Source organism: Micromonospora sp. NPDC023737, assembly GCF_040639715.1.
Classification (GTDB): domain Bacteria; phylum Actinomycetota; class Actinomycetes; order Mycobacteriales; family Micromonosporaceae; genus Micromonospora.
The window spans coordinates 603,715-620,962 of sequence record NZ_JBFAAL010000001.1 but is presented as its reverse complement, the minus strand read 5'-3'; the positions used below and the strand labels follow the sequence as shown (position 1 = coordinate 620,962).

At 74.7% G+C, this 17,248-nt stretch carries 12 protein-coding genes; 7 read left to right on the top strand and 5 right to left on the bottom strand.

The genetic code is table 11. From position 1 onward, the window contains the following. The first annotated feature begins 76 nt into the window (after nucleotides 1-76). The 5 genes from pgsA (at nucleotide 77) to AB0F98_RS02715 (ending at nucleotide 3,835) form a co-directional block, all read left to right on the top strand. A complete protein-coding gene (pgsA, locus tag AB0F98_RS02735; protein WP_357727596.1) occupies nucleotides 77-676 on the top strand; it encodes a CDP-diacylglycerol--glycerol-3-phosphate 3-phosphatidyltransferase in 600 nt (199 codons plus the stop codon). Nucleotides 677-755: 79 nt separating this feature from the next. Continuing rightward, on the top strand, nucleotides 756-1,286 hold the full coding sequence (locus AB0F98_RS02730; RefSeq protein ID WP_357727593.1) for a CinA family protein: 531 nt from the start codon (nucleotides 756-758) through the stop codon (nucleotides 1,284-1,286). A gap of 242 nt (nucleotides 1,287-1,528) precedes the next feature. Further along, the gene (locus AB0F98_RS02725; protein WP_357727590.1) at nucleotides 1,529-1,984 is read left to right on the top strand and encodes a helix-turn-helix transcriptional regulator; all 456 of its coding nucleotides are present in this window, start codon (nucleotides 1,529-1,531) and stop codon (nucleotides 1,982-1,984) included. Between the two features lie 194 nt (nucleotides 1,985-2,178). Further along, nucleotides 2,179-3,042: a PspA/IM30 family protein gene (locus AB0F98_RS02720; protein WP_357727587.1), complete on the top strand. Its 864-nt coding sequence runs from the start codon at nucleotides 2,179-2,181 to the stop codon at nucleotides 3,040-3,042. A gap of 22 nt (nucleotides 3,043-3,064) precedes the next feature. Then, complete coding sequence (locus AB0F98_RS02715; RefSeq protein ID WP_357727584.1) at nucleotides 3,065-3,835, top strand: hypothetical protein; 771 nt, start codon at nucleotides 3,065-3,067, stop codon at nucleotides 3,833-3,835. 112 nt (nucleotides 3,836-3,947) lie between these two features. Here AB0F98_RS02715 and AB0F98_RS02710 read toward each other — a convergent pair whose 3' ends face one another. Both AB0F98_RS02710 and AB0F98_RS02705 read right to left on the bottom strand, forming a co-directional pair. Then, nucleotides 3,948-7,583, bottom strand: coding sequence for a hypothetical protein (locus AB0F98_RS02710; RefSeq protein ID WP_357727581.1), 3,636 nt, complete (start codon nucleotides 7,581-7,583; stop codon nucleotides 3,948-3,950). A 260-nt stretch (nucleotides 7,584-7,843) separates the two neighbouring features. Further along, the gene (locus tag AB0F98_RS02705; RefSeq protein WP_357727578.1) at nucleotides 7,844-8,722 is read right to left on the bottom strand and encodes a zinc finger domain-containing protein; all 879 of its coding nucleotides are present in this window, start codon (nucleotides 8,720-8,722) and stop codon (nucleotides 7,844-7,846) included. A gap of 110 nt (nucleotides 8,723-8,832) precedes the next feature. On the opposite strand from AB0F98_RS02705, the gene AB0F98_RS02700 reads away from it, so the two are divergent. Beyond that, on the top strand, nucleotides 8,833-10,104 hold the full coding sequence (locus AB0F98_RS02700) for a hypothetical protein (RefSeq protein WP_357727575.1): 1,272 nt from the start codon (nucleotides 8,833-8,835) through the stop codon (nucleotides 10,102-10,104). 93 nt (nucleotides 10,105-10,197) lie between these two features. Here AB0F98_RS02700 and AB0F98_RS02695 read toward each other — a convergent pair whose 3' ends face one another. Together AB0F98_RS02695 and AB0F98_RS02690 are read right to left on the bottom strand one after the other, a co-directional pair. Beyond that, nucleotides 10,198-11,034, bottom strand: a complete 837-nt coding sequence (locus AB0F98_RS02695) for an SAM-dependent chlorinase/fluorinase (protein ID WP_357727572.1) — start codon at nucleotides 11,032-11,034, stop codon at nucleotides 10,198-10,200. A 64-nt stretch (nucleotides 11,035-11,098) separates the two neighbouring features. Beyond that, on the bottom strand, nucleotides 11,099-11,596 hold the full coding sequence (locus AB0F98_RS02690) for a GNAT family N-acetyltransferase (RefSeq protein ID WP_357727569.1): 498 nt from the start codon (nucleotides 11,594-11,596) through the stop codon (nucleotides 11,099-11,101). A 385-nt stretch (nucleotides 11,597-11,981) separates the two neighbouring features. On the opposite strand from AB0F98_RS02690, the gene AB0F98_RS02685 reads away from it, so the two are divergent. Then, nucleotides 11,982-12,575 (top strand): hypothetical protein, encoded by a 594-nt coding sequence (locus tag AB0F98_RS02685; protein ID WP_357727566.1) that lies wholly within the window; start codon nucleotides 11,982-11,984, stop codon nucleotides 12,573-12,575. 89 nt (nucleotides 12,576-12,664) lie between these two features. On the opposite strand, the gene AB0F98_RS02680 is transcribed toward AB0F98_RS02685, so the two are convergent. Next, on the bottom strand, nucleotides 12,665-17,242 hold the full coding sequence (locus AB0F98_RS02680) for an ATP-dependent helicase (protein WP_357729023.1): 4,578 nt from the start codon (nucleotides 17,240-17,242) through the stop codon (nucleotides 12,665-12,667). Between the last annotated feature and the right edge of the window lie 6 nt (nucleotides 17,243-17,248).

Here is a 17,248-nt window from a genome sequence, read left to right as displayed (position 1 = left end):
GGCGGGCCCGGACGGAGCGGGGAGGCCACGTGGTGGGGTACGGCAGACGCCACGGCCGGCCGGACGGGGTGAGGCGGTGACCGAGGCGACCGACTCCACGCCGGCTCGGGTGGTCGGCCCGGTGCCGCTGCTCAACGCGGCCAACGCGCTCACCGCGCTGCGGCTGGTGCTGGTACCGGTCTTCGCGGCCACGGTGGTCGTCTCCGCCATGGCGCATGCCGGCTGGCAGATCGCCGCCTGTCTGATCTTCGCGTTCGCCTCGGCGACCGACCTCGTGGACGGCTGGATCGCGCGCCGGTTCGGGCTGGTCACCTCGGTGGGGAAGGTGGCCGACCCGATCGCCGACAAGGCGCTCACCGGTGCCGCCCTGGTGCTGCTCTCCTGGTACGACCGGCTGCCCTGGTGGGTGACGGCGCTCATCCTCGTGCGTGAGCTGGGCATCACCGCGATGCGATTCTGGGTGATCCGGCACGGTGTCATCGCGGCCAGCCGCGGTGGCAAGATCAAGACGGCGCTCCAGATCATCGCCATCGCCTGGTACCTCTGGCCGATGCCGGCCGCGCTCGCCCCGGTCGGTCCCTGGATCATGGGCGCCGCCGTGGTGGTGACCGTGGCCACCGGCTTCGACTACCTGGCCCAGGCCGTACGCCTGCGCCGCCCCCGCCCCGACGCCTGACCCCCGCCCCGGAAGTCCTGGGGCGGATGGCCGGTGGGGCGGTGCGGTTCGGCCCGGCTCGTGGGGGAAGGATGGGGGCATGGAGAGCGACGCGCACGGGGAGCGGCCGGTCGGTAGCGCGGCGGCCGGGGTCGTGCACAGTTTGTCCCAGCGGCACGAGACGCTGGCGACCGTCGAGTCGCTGACGGGCGGACTGCTCTCCGCCGCGGTGGTGGAGATCGCGGGGGTGAGTGGGGTCTACCGGGGCGGCCTCGTGGTCTACGCCACGGAACTGAAGTCGAAGCTGGCCGACGTACCGGCCGATCTGCTCGCCCAGCGCGGCCCGGTCGATCCCGACGTCGCGGTGGCGCTCGCCGAGGGCGGCCGGCGGCGCTGCGACGCCGACTGGGGTCTGGCCACCACCGGGGTGGCCGGCCCGGAACCGCAGGACGGCAAGCCGGTCGGGCTGGTCTACGTGGCCGTGGCCGGGCCGGGTGGCTCCTCGGTGCGGCAGCTCGACCTGTCCGGTGGCCGCGACCACATCCGCTCCGCCGCGGTGATCGAGGCGCTGCGCCTGCTCGCCGAGCGGATCCACGAGGCGGACGCCGCCGACCTGGCCGACGCCGGCTAGGCCGACAGGACGTCGAAAACCGGCCAGGCCGACCGGACGCCGACCGCGACACCAGCGGTGCGGACGCCGGCTCGGTCGACGTCGACGCCGGCCGGCCGCGGCGATCCGACGGGCGGGGCGGGATGTCGCCGGGCCGGGCAACGGGTACCGTTGTGGGAAGACTCCGTCGGTCGGTGCCGGCGCGGTCCACCGCGTTCGACCCGTGCCGCCGGGGAGAATGCGGTCGGAGAGGGGGAGGTGCGATGGTCCTGCTACGCCGAGTGGTCGGTGACGCATTGCGGGCACGCCGGCAGGGGCAGCACCGCACCCTGCGCGAGGTTTCCTCCGCCGCCAACGTCAGCCTCGGATACCTCTCCGAGATCGAGCGTGGCCAGAAGGAGCCGTCCAGCGAGCTGCTGGCCGCGATCTGCGACGCGCTGGGCGCGCGCCTGTCCGAGCTGCTGCGCGAGGTGAGCGACACTGTCGCGCTCGCCGAGCAGATGCCGAACGTGCTGGTGCCCGTACAGGACGAGCCGGCCGGGTCCACCCCGGTGTCGTCGGCTCCGGCCGCCAAGGCCACTGGTCGAGCCGTTCGCCAGGTCAGCTCCGACGGCACGGTCGCCGTCTCCGTACGCCAGGAGTCGCCGCTCAAGGCCACTCTGCGCAGCACCCGGGTCCGCGCCACGGAGCGCGACCGTGACGTGGTCTGCGCTGCCTGAGTCTCCTTCGCAGCCGTAGCCGCTCTCGCTCCCTCCGCGTAGGGTTGATCGCAGACGGTGTCGGTCGCCTGCTTGCCGGTACGGGTGCCGGTCTGGTGCCCGGCTGAGACGATGGGGAAGCTGCCGCGCCGGTGGTCCGTCGTTCCGTCCGGCTCGTGCAGGCGAAGCGACGCTACTGAGGGGATACCGCGGAGATGGCGAACCCGTTCGTCAAGGGGTGGAAGTACCTGATGGCGCTCTTCGGCGCCCGGATCGATGAGCACGCCGATCCGAAGGTCCAGATCCAGCAGGCGATCGAGGAGGCGCAGCGCCAGCACCAGGCGCTCGTGCAGCAGGCCGCCGCGGTGATCGGCAACCAGCGCCAGCTGGAGATGAAGCTCTCCCGGCAGATGTCCGAGGTCGAGCGCCTCCAGGCCAACGCCCGCCAGGCGCTCGTGCTCTCCGATCAGGCCCGCGCCCGGGGCGACGAGGCCGAGGCGGGGCGGTACGAGCAGACCGCGCAGACCCTGGCCACCCAGCTCGTCTCCGCGGAGCAGTCCGCCGAGGATCTGAAGACCCTGCACGATCAGGCGCTCGCCGCCGCAGCGCAGGCGCGCCGTGCGGTGGAGAACAACTCGATGATCCTCCAGCAGCGTCTCGCCGAGCGCACCCGGCTGCTCAGCCAGCTGGAGCAGGCGAAGATGCAGGAGGGCGTGGCCCGCTCGCTGGAGTCGATGTCGGCGCTCACGGCGCCGGGCACCACCCCCTCGCTCGACGAGGTCCGCGATCGGATCGAGCGCCGGTACGCCAACGCGATGGGCCGCGCCGAGCTGGCCGGCAACTCGACCGAGGGCCGGATGCTGGAGATCCAGAAGGCGACTCTCGACTCGGCCGGCTCGGCGCGGCTGGAGCAGATCCGGTCCAGCATGGCCGGTGAGCAACTCGGTGTGCAGCAGCGGCAGGGCGGCGAGCAGCCCGCTGCTCCGGCGGCCGACCCGGCCGCCGCTGCCCGCCTCGACGAACTCCGCGCGACCATGGCCCGCGAGCGCGGCACCGGGGACACCACCGCCGCCGGCTGAGCGGCCGGCCAGAGGAGGCAGGGTGGCAGACGAGCGTACGCGCTACTTCCGGCGGCTGGCCCGACTTCGCCGGTCGGCACGACGGTGGAGCGTGCTGGCCGGTGGCCTCGGCGGCGCGGCTGCCGTCCTCACCCCGTACGCCGGTCTCGGGCTGCTGGACGCGGCCTGGGCCGGCGCGGCGGGCAGTGCGGTGGCCCTCGCCGCGTGGCGCTGGATCGACCTGCGGGCTCTCGCCGCCCAGCCGGCGCCTCCGCCGGTCGACCCGGCCGAGGCCGCCGCCCGATCCGCGGCCCGGCTGGTCGCCGCCGTCGAGCGGCTGCCGGCCGGATCCGGTGTGGTCGCCGAGGTACGTCGTGTCCGCGCAAGGGTGGCGTTGCGCGGCACCAGCGCGGCCGAGCCCTGGACCCGGCTGGACCGGGCGGGGCTCACCCTCTCCGGCATGCGGCAGCGGTTGACCGGGCTGGCCGAGCCGGCCCTGCGGGAGGCCGACGTCGCCGACCATTCGCTGCGGGAACTCGCCCACCGGGTGGCGAGCGTAGAAAGGGCGCTCCGGCTCGCGCCGGTCGACGCGCGGGCCCCCCTGGCCGACACGCACCGGGTCCTCACCGAGCAACTGGAGAGCGGGGTGGCCGCGTACGAGCGGCTCGTGGTCGCCGCGGCCGGTTACGTCGCCGAGGATGCCCGGCCCGATGCTCCGCACCCGGCCGCGGCACGGCTGACCGAGGCGACCGACCTGCTGCACGGCGTCGCCGGCGCGCTCGCCGAACTCCGCACCCCCACCCCCCGCCCCTAACCCCACCCCTCCGCCGTCGCTCGGGCACTCGTTCACGGAAAGAGTGGCTATTCCGCGCGGAATAGCCACTCTTTCCGTGAAAGTGCGGCCACCGGTGAGGTGAGGATGGGGGTCAGGGCGGGGTGGTGATTGTTGTCGGGGGAGTGAAGGGGGAGCTGCCGACCACGTTGAAGGCGCGGACCCGGTAGTGGTAGGTGACGCCACGGGCCAGTCCCGTGTTGGTGAAGCTCCGTCCGGTGACCGTGAACGTGGCGACCTCGCGGCTGAACTCCCGGTCGAGGGCGCGCTGGACGCTGAACCCGGCACCCGGCCCCGGCGCGGTCCCCGGTGACCAGCCCAGGACCACCGTCGCGGTGTCGGGTTCCGGTGCGCTGGCGGTGACGGTCACCGCGCCGGGCGTCGCCGGAGCCGGCGGGGTGGTCACCGTGCCCACCGTCGACCATGGCGAGGCGGCGCCCAGATAGGTGGTCCGCACCCGGTAGTAGTACGTGGTGTTCGGTGCGACCGCCGGATCCAGGTGGTTGTCGCCGACCCCGACGGCGGTGGTGGCCGGGCCGCTGGTGAAGGTGGGATTGGTGGCCCGCTGTACGTCGATGCCGGTGGCGAAGGATCGGTTCGACCAGCGCAACGCGACCCGCAGCGGGGCGGCCGGCGGGACCGCCGCGGTCAGCCCGGCCGGTGCGGTGAGCTGCACCGAGGCGGGCACGCTGTTCGACCAGGACGAGCAGCTGACGGCGTTCTCCGCCCGGATCCGGTAGTGGTACGTGACCCCCGGGGTGACCGTGGCGTCGGTGTACCGGGTGGCGGTGGCCGCCACGGTGATCGTGGTGAGCCCGGTGGTGAAGGACGCGTCGGTCGCCCGTTGCAGCAGGTGACTGGTGGCCGGCGGGCGACCGCCGTTGCCGGTCCAGGCGAGCGTGATGGCGGGCAGCGCGGTGGCCGAGCCCGGCGCCGGGGTGGCGGTCAGCCCGGTGGGCGCCTTGGGCGACACCCGAAGCACGAGCGGGCGGTTCGTGCCCAGGTCGCGGTGGCCGCCGAGCTGGCTGTGCCAGCGGTACTCCCAGCCGAGGTTCACCAGCTGGTTCACGACCAGGGCGGGCCGGCCGTCGAACGGACTGACCGGGGTCGAGCCGGTCCGGGTGCCGGCCGGCCGGGTCGGGTCGAGCAGCCGGACGCTGTCACCGATCTTGAACGGCAGGGCCGGAGCGACCGGGCGCAACGCGACGACGACGTCCTCGCGGGGGTTGACCCGGATGACCTCCTTCCAGCCCAGCTCACCGGGCGCCGGTGGGCGGATCGTGCCGTCCCAGCCGACCCGGTTGATCACCTGGAGGTCACAGCCGTCCAGGCGCAGTGCCTCGGTCTGCCGGCTGTTGCCCACGATCCGCCAGACCTGTGTGCCGTCGGCGGGGGCGCCGATCGGCACCGCCGGGTCGGCCGCGAAGAGGATCTCGGTCGCCGGGTCGCCGGGGCCGAGCGGCAGGGTGGCGGGGGCGAGCGGCCCGGCGTGCGGGTGGGCGACGCCGAGACGGACGGCGGCCCGACCGTGCCCGGGCTCGAAGACCTGCTGCACGGCCTTGACCGTGATCGGCACCGCGACCGGGACGGCACCGCCGGCCGGGGTGAACGTGACGCTCGCGGCGTGCACCGGGACCACCGTCTCGCGCGGCGTCCGGGTACCGATCGCCGCGTCGTACGCCGGGTGCGGCACGATCGGCGGACGCTGGCTGGCCGCGTACGCCCGGGGCAGCCGCTCGCGCAGCCGGGTCAGGTCGTACGGCGCCGCCGGGGCGCCGCGTACGCGGAACTGGAGCAGCGTGCGGGTGTTCGGGCCGTACCCGGGGCGGGTGGGGGGTGAGCCGCCCTCGGCGGTGCGGTCGGGCGCGTCGGTGTGGTGGTCGTAGCGGGGGTCGTAGCCGGGCAGCGGAGCGGGGCAGTCGTTGTAGAGGATCAGCGTGCCGCCCGGTGGCACGGTGGAGAAGTCCACCACCACGTCGGCACGTTCACCGGGAGCGAGCAGCAGCGCGTGTCCGTCGACGTTGAGCACGGTCGGGTCGCGCCGGTCGTACCGGTAGCCGACCGGACGGTTGCGGATCACCACCGGCGCGGGCAGCAGGCCACCGTCGTTGCCGACCTGGATCAGCTCCGGGCCGGCCGCGCGCGGGTCGGGCACCCCTCCGTCGCGTCCGTCGGCCGGCCAGTCCACGGGCCGGCCGGAGGCTCTTGCCGCCGGCACCATCGGCACCTCACCCGCGTCGGCGTCGAGCAGGTTTCCCTCGTCGTCCCACATCGGAGCGTCCGAGACGGCCCGGTAGAGCTGGAGGTTGAGACCCCGGTCCAGGCAGGCGTTGAGGATTCGGAACCGGTACGCCCGCGGCTCCACCTCCAGGTAGGGGTAGGCGACGCCGTTGACCAGCGGGGTGTCGCCGAACGCCTCGGGAACCGCGCTCGGATGTGGCACTCCCGGGGCCAGCGGCGGCTCCTCGGCCGCGGCGACCGGATCGTGGTGCGGGTTCGGCACGGGGCCCGGGCCGCCGTCGCGGTCGGGGTCCCCGTCGGCGGTACGCGACCAGGGTCCGTAGTCCCAACGTCCGGTCGGGTTGATCCCCTCGCTGTGGTACGGATTCTGCCGGGGTTGGTAGACGTGCGGAAACCAGAGGCTGCCCCGCGCTCCCCAGCGGTCCCGGTCCCAGGTCGGGTCCTCCTCGGCGAGTTGGGTGTCGTCCGGCACGAACGTCTTGTCCTGGATCACCAGTGGCAGCTCGTCGCCGGGAAGCACCCCGTCGACCACGAGCTGCTCCTCCACCGGATCGGTGAGCAGGTAGAGCGCGATCTGCCCTGAGTAGACGGTCAGCCGGGACAGGCCGAGCGTGTTGTCGTGGAACCACATCAGCCGCCCGCTCTGCTCGTTCGGGTAGTAGAGCGTGGTGGCACCGATTCCGGGCGGCGGCATGTCCGGCACGTGGTGCAGGCCGACTCCCGTCGGGTACGGGGTGATCTCGCCGGCCGGGGTGACCCACTGCAACGGGTTGCCCGCGCTGATCCAGCCGGTCTGCGCGCCCGCGAGGTGCAGCACCGCCCGGTTCTGCGGGTACGGCGCCGGGCCGTCCAGCGGACCGATGCCGGCTCCCCCGAGCGTCTCGTCGACCGGCAGGAAGAGTTCGCCGGAGCGGCCGGTGGGCAGCTGGTTGATGAATTTGATCCGCACCGGCCGGCCGCGCCGGGCACGGATCAGCGGGCCGAGGTGCCAGGGGCGGCCGGGGGGTGCCACCGTGTTGTGCCCGGACTCGTCGGTGCCGAGGTTGAGCTGCCGGTAGCCCCGCAGGCGGGTGGCGGGCAGGTCCCGGTGCAGCCGCTGCGCGTACTGCTGGAGGCCGATCTCGTAATAGTCGCAGCCCGGATACGTGATGGTGTCCGGCACCGCCACCGGCAGATACCCACCCAGTTGGGTGCGGCCGAGCGGACCCGGTCCGGGCAACGCGTCGACGAACTTGCGCAGCCCGGTCCCGGGCAGCACCCGGCCGTCGGCGTCGCAGGCCGGCAGCGGGCTGCGGGCGAAGTTCGGCACCGGACCGAAGTAACGCGGAACGGCGGCGGGATCCAGGCTGGCCGGTGCGGCCTCGACCGTCTCCTCGGCGGCCCGAGCCGCCGGCACGGTCGCCGCCTGTCCGCCGTCGGCGGAACGGCCGTTGCCGCCGCGCATCACGCGGTCCGCCCACGTGGTCCGGAGTCTGCGGAACATCGCCATGGCTCTCCCCGGGCTCGGGGCACGACCGCCGCCACCCCGGCGTGGCGGATCCGGTCGGGCCGGCTCTGCTGACGTCTGGTGAACGTCCAATCGCAGCATGCGACGTCGGGGTCGGGTTAGGAATTACCCAATCGTCCCAATCTGGGCAGCGGGTGGTACGGCTTCGGCCGGATGTTCCGCTCCGGGCTCCGCCGGGCGGACGGGCAGGTCAGGGCCCGGCTGGGCGGTCGGGCAAGCTCGCCGGCGCCGCGGTCGGCCCATCAACGGGCCGGGTCGGGCTGGCAGACCGGGCACCAGTAGGTGACCCGCTCGCCCAACTCCTCCTTGCGAATCGCCGTGCCGCACCGGCGGCACGGCTGGGCTCGCCGGCCGTACACGTAGGTGGTCTGCCCCCGGTGCAGCGAGCCGGTGCTGCTCTGCGTCCAGCGCCCCCGGTTGGCGGCGAGCAGCCGCTGCGCGAGGGCCACCAGGCCGGGCAGGTCGGGCACCGCGCGTACGGGCGTCCACGGCGAGACGCCGCGCAGGAAGAGCAGCTCGCACTTGTAGAGGTTGCCCACCCCGGCCAGGTTGCGCTGGTCGAGCAGGGCCTCGGCGACGGGCGTGTCGGGGTGGGCGGCCAACCGCCGTACCGCCTCGGCCGGATCCCAGTCCGAACCGAGCAGGTCCGGGCCGAGGTGGCCGACCAGACGCTCCTCCTCCACGGTGGGCACCAGCGCCAACTCGTGCAGGTGGTAACCGACGGCCACGGCGTCCGCGCTGCGCAGCACCACCCGGATCAGGTGACCCGGGCGCGCGGCCCAGCGTTCCCCCGGCGTGTACGCCCGCCACGCGCCGTCCATCCGCAGGTGCGAGTGAAGCGTCCAGCGTGCTCCGGGAGCCTCCCCGGCGTCCGTCGTGGCGCCCGGTGCGACGGCGTTCGTGCCGGCGGGCCGGGCGGTCGGGGCGGGGTCACCGCCCGCCGGGGCGTCGAGCCGGAGCAGCAGGTGCTTGCCGCGGGCGACCGACTCGCGCACGGTCCACCCGGCCAGGTCGGTTGTGGCGAGCTGCGGCACCCGGAACTCGCTCGCCGTCAGCGTCGCGCCGGCCAACGCCCGGTGCAGGACGCGGGCGGTGTTCCAGACGGTGTCGCCTTCGGGCATCCTGCCATTCTCCCTCGGCCGAGCCGGATTCGTGTGTATCGCTATTTGTACTGTGCTTACGCTTGATCTCCTGACATGGGCACTATCAGGGAGTTCTGAGGAGTTTGCCCATGAGACATCATCATCGTCACCTCCGACCCGTCCTCCTCGCCTCGCTGATCGTCGCCCTCACCGCCGCGCTCGTGCCCGCCGCCGGTCCGGTGCCGGCCGCTCCACCACTCGCCACCGCCTTCTCCGCTCCCACGACGGACGGCGCTCCCACGACGGGCGGCCAGCAGTGGAGCATCGACCTCTCCGCCGTCGACGGCGACGACGCGAACGTCCGATCCACCTCGGCCGGACTCCGCCTGCACGACGCCCGGCCGAGCGCCGCGCGGCCCGCCCACAGCCCAGGCGGCGTCGCCGAGGGCATCCTCCACAGCGCGCCGCGCACCCTGCCCAGGCCGGCCACCCGGATCCGCGCCGACGTCGCCGCACAGGTCACGCCGGGCGCCACGCTGGAGACCCACGTGCGCGGCTGGCGCACGAGCGGGGGCTGGACCGAGTGGCGTGCCACCACGGCCGTCTTCGACCAACCTGTCACACAGGTGCAGACCCGGCTGGTCCTCACCGCCCGCGACTCCCGAGCCGTCGTCACGGTCCGCGCCGTACGACTCACCGCCGACGCGGTCGCGGCGGTCACGGCCGCCAGCCCGGGCCGTACCTATCGTGTCTTCGCCACCCGGATCGGCCTGGTCGGCGAGGTGACCGCGAACGGGCGGATCATCCAGCCACGGGACCACTTCGTGGCGTTGCCGTCCCGTCGCGGGCTCGCCCCGAACAACACCGGCGACTACACCGCCCGGGTCTGCACCACCAGCGGCAGCCGCTGCACGTACGCACCGGTCTGGGACGTCGGACCGTGGAACACCCGGGACGACTACTGGAACCCGAGCGCCGTACGGGAGAACTGGAAGAACCTGCCGCAGGGCCGACCGCAGGCCCAGGCCGCCTACCAGGACGGCTACAACGGCGGGCGGGACCAGTTCGGCCGGGTGGTGCTCAACTCGGCCGGCATCGACCTGGCCGACGGGACCTTCTGGGACGGGCTGCTGCTCACCACGAACGCGTGGGTGGACGTGGCCTACCTCTGGACCGGCTCCGGTCCGCACGGCGTCGTCGGTGACGGGCCGCTCAACATCCGTACCGGTGCGAGCACCACGTACCCCTCCCGCGGGCTCGCCGCCCGCTACGCCAATGTGCCGATCCAGTGCTACGCGACCGGGCAGACCGTCGCCGGTCCGTTCCGCACCACCAACCGGTGGGACCGCCTCGCCACCGGCCAGTACGTCAGCAACGCGTACATCTCCGCCGTCTACGGCGGCACCGTGCCGCGCTGCTGACCACGGCCCCGGGCCGGGACCGTGTGCCCCGGCCCGGGCCCCGTCGGCGGAGCCGGCGCGGGAAGGTCGAGCCGGCTGACGCCGGATCCGCCGTCAGCCGCTGATCCGGACCAGGTCACCCGGGCGTACGCCCAGCCGGTCGACCGCCCGGCCGCCGTTGACCGACACGGCCACCCGGTCGGCCGAGTCGGGATGCACCACCAGTTCGCCCGGCCGGGCGTCACCGAACGTCCGCCCGCGCACCGCCGTACGCCCCGGCGCGCCGTCCTCGACCGGCTCCGGCGCCGGCAGCGGCGGGGTGGCCGGCGCGGTCACCCGCACCATCGGGGGGAGCTCCCCCAGCAGCTCGGCCGTGGCGGCGAGCTGCACGTTGCCGAAGTGATCCACGGTCAACACCTCGGCGGTGAAGCCGGCGGGATCCGCCGCCACGATCGGCTCGGGCAGCCGGACCAGCCCGGCCGGATCGATCGCGGGCCCGGCCTCGGCCAGCGGCGCGCCGAGCGCAAGCCGGGCCGCGACCGGCGAGAAGACGTCCCGGCCGTGGAACGTGCCGGACACCCGCCGAGCCAGCCAGGCCGGGTTGGTCAGCTCGACGGCGCCGGTGACCCCGCCCAGCGCGTCGGCGGCGTCGGGCAGCAGCCCGTTGTCCGGTCCGACCAGCAGCCCGCCCGGCGTGGCCAGGGCGACGCCTCGACGTGCGGTGCCGACACCCGGGTCGACCACCGCCACGTGCACCCCGACCGGCAGGTACGCAACGGTCTGGGCGAGTACGGCCGCCCCGCGGCGCACGTCGGCGGGTGGGACCAGGTGGGTCACGTCGATCACCCGGGCGGCCGGGGCGATCCGGGCGATCACCCCGTGGCAGGCGGCCACGAAGCCGTCGGTCAGGCCGTAGTCGGTGGTCAGGGAGATCCAGGGCGTGGCGGGCATGGCTCGCAGGCTAACCGTCGCCCCGGGTCAGCGAACCGGGTTGTGCCCAACCCCGTCGCGCCGGCTAGCGTCCAGCGGCGGTACGCAACTCCAGGGTCAGCTCGTCGTGCAGCGGGATGCCGTCCTCGCCGACGAACGGGATCTCCGGCTTCAGGCGGCGCGCCCGGTCCACCGCCCCCGGATCCACCCCGACCAGGCGCAGGCCGCGCCGCTGGTAGAAACGCAGCGCCCGCAGGTTGTCGTTGGTGGTGATCAGCCAGAGCCGGTGCAGGCCCGCCGCCCGCGCCGTCGACGCGGCCGCCTCCAGCAGAGTGGTGCCGGCCCCTCCGCCGGGTACGGCGGCCACCAGGCTCACCACCTCCAGTCCCTCGGCGTCACACCGGTAGGCGAGCGCACCGACCACGGCGGCGGCGCCGTCCACGGCCACCAGCGTCGGCAGCGTACGCAGGTCGTACCGGGTGTCGTGAGCGATGACGTACGGGCCGCCCCACTCCCGCTCGTGCAGCGCGTCCACCTTCGCCCGGTCTCCCGGCTCCGCCGCCCGTACCGTGATCCGGCCCATGCCGTAACTCCTCGTCGGCTCTCGTCGACCCTCGTCCGCCGTCCGCCCTCGTCCGCCCGTCGGCCCGCGTCGCCCCGTCCGCCCATCAGGCCGGTTGTCCGCGTCGCGCCGTCCGCCCGTCGGCCCGGTTGTCCGCGTCGCCCTCGTCCGCCCGTTGGCCCCGTCGGCCCGGCTGAGCGTGTCGGGCCGGTTGTCCGCGTCGGCCCGACGCGCCGGTTGTCCGCGTCGACGGGCGACGGTAGCGGGGCGGCGCGGAGATGGCGCGCGAGTTTCGCGGTCGCGAGCCCTGGCGGCGCACCGAGCGACTCCTCCTGCCGGATATGGGACAGCGGCACTGGCCGACCGGCCACTCCCACCGTCCGGCCGGATTGGAGAGACTGCCCTGGTGACACATCGGAGAATGCCCGCGGTCGCGGTGCTCGTCGTGGCTGTCGCCCTCACCGCCGGATGCGGCGACGCGGAACGGCCCACGGCCGCTGCCGTAGCGTCCAGCACCCCGACCACCAGCCCGTCCCCGGTGGTCTCACCGCCCCGCACCGGTGCGCCCGTCGCCGGGTCCAGCTCCGGTCCTGCGACTCCGGTGGTTCCACCGGCCGACGACGCCCCGGCCGTGCAGGAGCCCACCGAGCGCCGACCGGCCAGCCCGCCACCGGTGGTGCTGCCGCGCCGCCCAGCGGGTGCTCCCGGCGCGAAGCAGGTGGTCGACGCGTTCCGGGCCGCCGGCCTGAAGGTGCCCAACCCCCGTGACCTGTCGGTCGACTGTGGGCCGGACGGACTCGGGCTGGGCTGCTCGGAGATCATCGCCACGGATGCCGTGACGGTGTACGTCTTCCCGGACGAGATCAGCGCGAGCGACATCGCCGACATCTGGAGCGGACAGTCGTACCGGCGGGGTGCGGTGGTGCTCAACTATCTGGCGACGCGTACTCCGGCCGCCGACCGCCCCCGCTACGAGAAGGTGCTCGCCGGCCTCGGCTGAACGACCACGCCCCGCGCCGGCGCACGGCCGCGCGGCCGGCCCGCCGCCATCAGCCGGCGTCGACGGCCGCGCCCCGCGCCAGCCACGGCCTAGCCGCGTAGGCGCAGGCCGCGGGGGGTGGCCCGGAAACCGGCGGCGGTCAACGCGTCGCGCAGCGGTGAGGCGTGCACCGCCTCACCGTCGGCCCGCTCCACCGAGATGGCCCCGAGCGCGCCGGAGTGCACCGCGTCGGCCAGCGCCTTACCAGCCGCGGCGAGCACGTCGGCGTCGTCCGTGAAGGAGAGCACGGTCCGCCCGCCCCGCTCCACATAGAGCACCAGGTCGCCGGCGACCAGGACGACCAGGGCGCCCGCCTTGCGGCCGGCCCGGTGCCCGGTCGCCGGGGTGTCGCCGTCGCCCGAGTCGATCGCACGGTCGGGCCAGGGCAGCGCGGCCCCGTACGGGTTGGCCGGATCGGTGGCGGCGAGCACCAGGGTGGGTCCGCCGGGGCCCCGGAACCCGTCGGCCGGCTCGGCCAACGCCCGGATCCGCTCCACCGCTCCGGGCACCGCGAACTGCGCCGCGCCCAGCCCCTCGACGAAGTAGCCGCGCCGAGCCGCGCCGCGTTCCTCCAGCGCGGACAACACCGGGTAGACCGCGGCGAAGCCGCCGACCACCTGCTCGGCCACGACCGCGCCCCGGGTGAGTACGCCGTGCCGCTCCAGCAGCAAATCGGCCAGCGCCGCCGCCCGGCGGGTCGGGTCGGTGTCCCGGTCCGGGAGGCGGGACCAGCGCCCGGCCACGGTCGGTGGGCCGCTGCGGGTGGGTAGCGCCACCCGGCCGGGACGACGGTAGCGGGTGCGTGGCGCCGACGGCCGGGAGCGGTGTGCTCCGCCGGCGCCGAGCACCGCCCGCAGCGGAGCCAGCGTGTCGTTGGTGAGGTGGCCGGCCCAGACCAGGTCCCAGATGGCGGCGGCCAGCGCGGTGTCGTCGGTCGAGCCGACGCGGTCGGCGAGCCCGCGGAAGAACAGCGCCTGTCCGTCGGAGAGGGCGTCGAGCACCGCCTCGTGCAGCGGCGTCGGCGTCAGCGCCTCGTCCGGCGGGGGAAGCAGCAGCGGAGCGGCATCCGCGTACGCGAGGGTGACCCAGCCGTCCCCGCCGGAGATCGCTCCGGAGCCCGCCCAGACCACCTCGCCGCTGGCGCAGAGCTCGTCGAGCTGAGCGGGCGAGTAGTCGGCGACCCGGCCCGGCAGCACCAGTCGTTCCAGCGCGGACGCCGGCACCGCCGTGCCCTGCAACTGCTCCACCGCCGCCGCCAGCGCCTCCACGCCCCGGGCGGACGAGCCGACCTGCTGCCAGCGGGGCAGGAATGCGGCGAGCGCCCGCGGCGGCACCGGTTCGATCTCCCGGCGCAGCGCGGCCAGGGAACGACGGCGCAGCAGCCGTAACACCTCGGCGTCGCACCACTGCGTGCCGACGGTGTCCGGGGTGAACTCGCCGGAGACCACCCGGCCGGTGGCGGCGAGCCGGCGCAGCGTCTGCTCCACCACGAAGACGCCGAGGCCGAACCGGGCGGCACAGCTGGCCGCCGCGAACGGCCCGTGGGTGCGGGCGTACCGGGCGACGAGATCGCCGAGCGGGTCGGAGACCGGAGCGAGGTACGCCTCGGCCACGCCGACCGGCAGTGCCACGCCGAGCGCGTCGCGCAGCCGGGCCGCGTCCTCGACACCGACCCAGCGTTCCTCCCCGCCGATACGTACGCGCAGCACCCGGCGAGCCGCCTCCAACTCGGTGAGCCAGCCGGCCGGTACCCCTCGCTCGGCCAGCTCGGACGCGTTGAGGTCGCCGAGCACGCGCAGCAGCTCGACCACGTCCTCGGCGTCGCGTGGGCGGCGCTGCTCGGTCAGCCAGCGCAGCTGCCGTTCCGACTCGGCGAGGACCGTCGGGTCCAGCAGCTCCCGCAGGTCGACCCGGCCGAGCAGCTCACCGAGGAGCGCCGAGTCCAGCGCCAGCGCGGCGGCCCGCCGCTCGGCGAGCGGGGCGTCGCCCTCGTAGAGGAAGGCGCCGACGTACCCGAAGAGCAGCGAGCGGGCGAACGGCGACGGCTGGCTGGTCTCCACCTCGACCAGGCGGACCCGGCGGGCGGCCAGGTCGCGCATCATCCCGGCCAGTGCCGGCTGGTCGAAGACGTCCTGCAGGCACTCCCGGGCCGCTTCCAGGGTGACCGGGAACTCGGCGTACTCCCGGGCGACGTCGAGCAGCTGGGCGGCGCGCTGGCGTTGCTGCCAGAGCGGCTGCCGGCGGCGGGGGTCGCGGCGGGGCAACAGCAGCGACCGGGCCGCGCACTCGCGGAACCGGGCGGCGAACAGCGCGGAGGTGCCGACCGACTCCTCCACGAGCTGGGCGATCTCGTCGGGCTCGAAGGCGACCACGTCGGCGCCGGGCGGCTCGTCGACGGTGTCCGGCAGGCGTACGACGATCCCGTCGTCGGAGGGCATCACCTGGGCGTCCACCCCGTAGCGTTCGGTCAGCCGCCGCCCGATGGCCAGCGCCCAGGGTGCGTTGACCCGAGCACCCAGCACGCTGTGCACCGCGAGGCGCCAGTCACCCAGCTCGTCGCGGAACCGCTCGACGACGATCGTGCGGTCGTCCGGCAGGGACCGGGTGGCCGCGCGCTGTTCACGCAGGTAGGCCATCAGATTGCCGGCGGCCCAGTCGTCGAGCCCACCGGCGCGCAGGGCGGCGGTCGCCGCCTCGTCGCTCTGCCGGAGCAGGGCACGCACCCGGGCCCCGATGGCCCGGCCCAGCTCGACCGGCCGGCCCACGGTGTCGCCCTTCCAGAACGGCATCCGGGCGGCCTGCCCGGGCGCGGGGGAGACCAGCACCCGGTCGGGGGTGATCTCCTCGATCCGCCAGGAGGAGGAGCCGAGCAGGAAGACGTCACCGACCCGCGACTCGTAGACCATCTCCTCGTCGAGCTCGCCGACCCGGGCGGCGCGCTCGGCCCCGGCCAGGAAGACACCGAAGAGACCTCGGTCGGGAATGGTGCCGCCGCTGGTCACCGCGAGCCGCTGCGCTCCGGGTCGGCCGGTGAGCAGATCGGTGGCCCGGTCCCAGACCAGCCGGGGGCGCAGCTCGGCGAAGGCGGTCGACGGGTAGCGGCCGGAGAGCATGTCGAGCACCGCGTGCAGGGCGGAGTCGGGCAGCTCGGCGAAGGGCGCCGCCCGGCGGACCACGGCGGCCAGGTCGCCGACCCCCCACGGCTCGAGCGCCACCATCGCGACGATCTGCTGAGCCAGCACGTCGAGCGGGTTGCGCGGGAAGTGCAACTCCTCGATCGCGCCCGCCCCCATCCGCTCCGCGACCACGGCGCAGGAGAGCAGGTCGCCACGGTGCTTCGGGAACACCACCCCGCGGGAGACCGCGCCGACCTGGTGCCCGGCGCGGCCGACGCGCTGGAGCCCGGCGGCGACGCTGGGCGGTGCCTCGATCTGCACGACGAGGTCGACCGCGCCCATGTCGATGCCGAGTTCGAGGCTGGAGGTGGCGACCACGGCGGGCAGCTGCCCCGACTTGAGCGACTCCTCGATGTGCTTGCGCTCCTCGCGGGAGACGCTGCCGTGGTGGGCCCGGGCGATCACCGGTGCGGCCCCGACCGCGGCGCCGGACTGGGCCATCACCTCGGCCGGCGGTCGGGGTGCCCGCAGCGGCCCGACGGCGTACGCCTCCGTGTCGCGTACGCCGTCGGGCCCGGCGGTCAGCTCCTCGGCGGCCAGTTCGTTGAGCCGGGCGCAGAGTCGCTCGGCGCTGCGCCGGGAGTTCGTGAAGACGATGGTCGACCGGTGTGCCCGGATCAGGGAGTAGACCCGTTCCTCGACGGCCGGCCAGATCGACGCGCGGCGCGGACCCGGCCCGCCCAGCTCGTCATCGAGGGGCTGCTCCTGCTCGTCGAGCCGGGTCATGTCCTCGACCGGAACCTGGACGGTGACCTCGATGGTCTTCGCGGTGGCCGGCTGGACCACGTCGACCGGCCGGGCGCCGCCGAGGAACCGGGCGCAGCCGTCGATCGGACGGACGGTGGCGGAGAGGCCGATCCGCTGAGCCGGTGCGGGCAGCAGCTCGTCGAGTCGTTCCAGGGAGAGCGCGAGATGGGCGCCGCGCTTGCTGCCGGCCACCGCGTGCACCTCGTCGACGATGACCGTCTGCACGCCGCGCAGCGAGTCGCGGGCGGCGGAGGTGAGCAGCAGGAAGAGCGACTCCGGTGTGGTGATGAGGATGTCCGGTGGGGTGCGTGCGAAGGCCCGCCGTTCGTCGGCCGGGGTGTCGCCGGTGCGCATCCCGACGGTGATCTCGGGCGGCGCGACGCCGAGCCGCGTGGCCGCCTGGCGCATACCGGCGAGCGGCGCGCGCAGGTTGCGCTCCACGTCGACGGCGAGCGCCTTGAGCGGGCTCACGTAGAGCACCCGGCACCGCTGCCGGGCGTCTGCCGGAGCCGGCTCGCGGGCCAGCCTGTCCAGCGACCAGAGGAAGGCGGCGAGTGTCTTGCCGGAGCCGGTCGGCGCCACCACGAGCGCGTTGCGGCCGGCGGAGATCGCGCGCCAGGCCCCGGTCTGGGCGGCGGTGGGCGCGGCGAAGGCGGCAGTGAACCACTCCCGCGTCGCCGGGCCGAATCCGCCCAGCACATCCATGCCGCC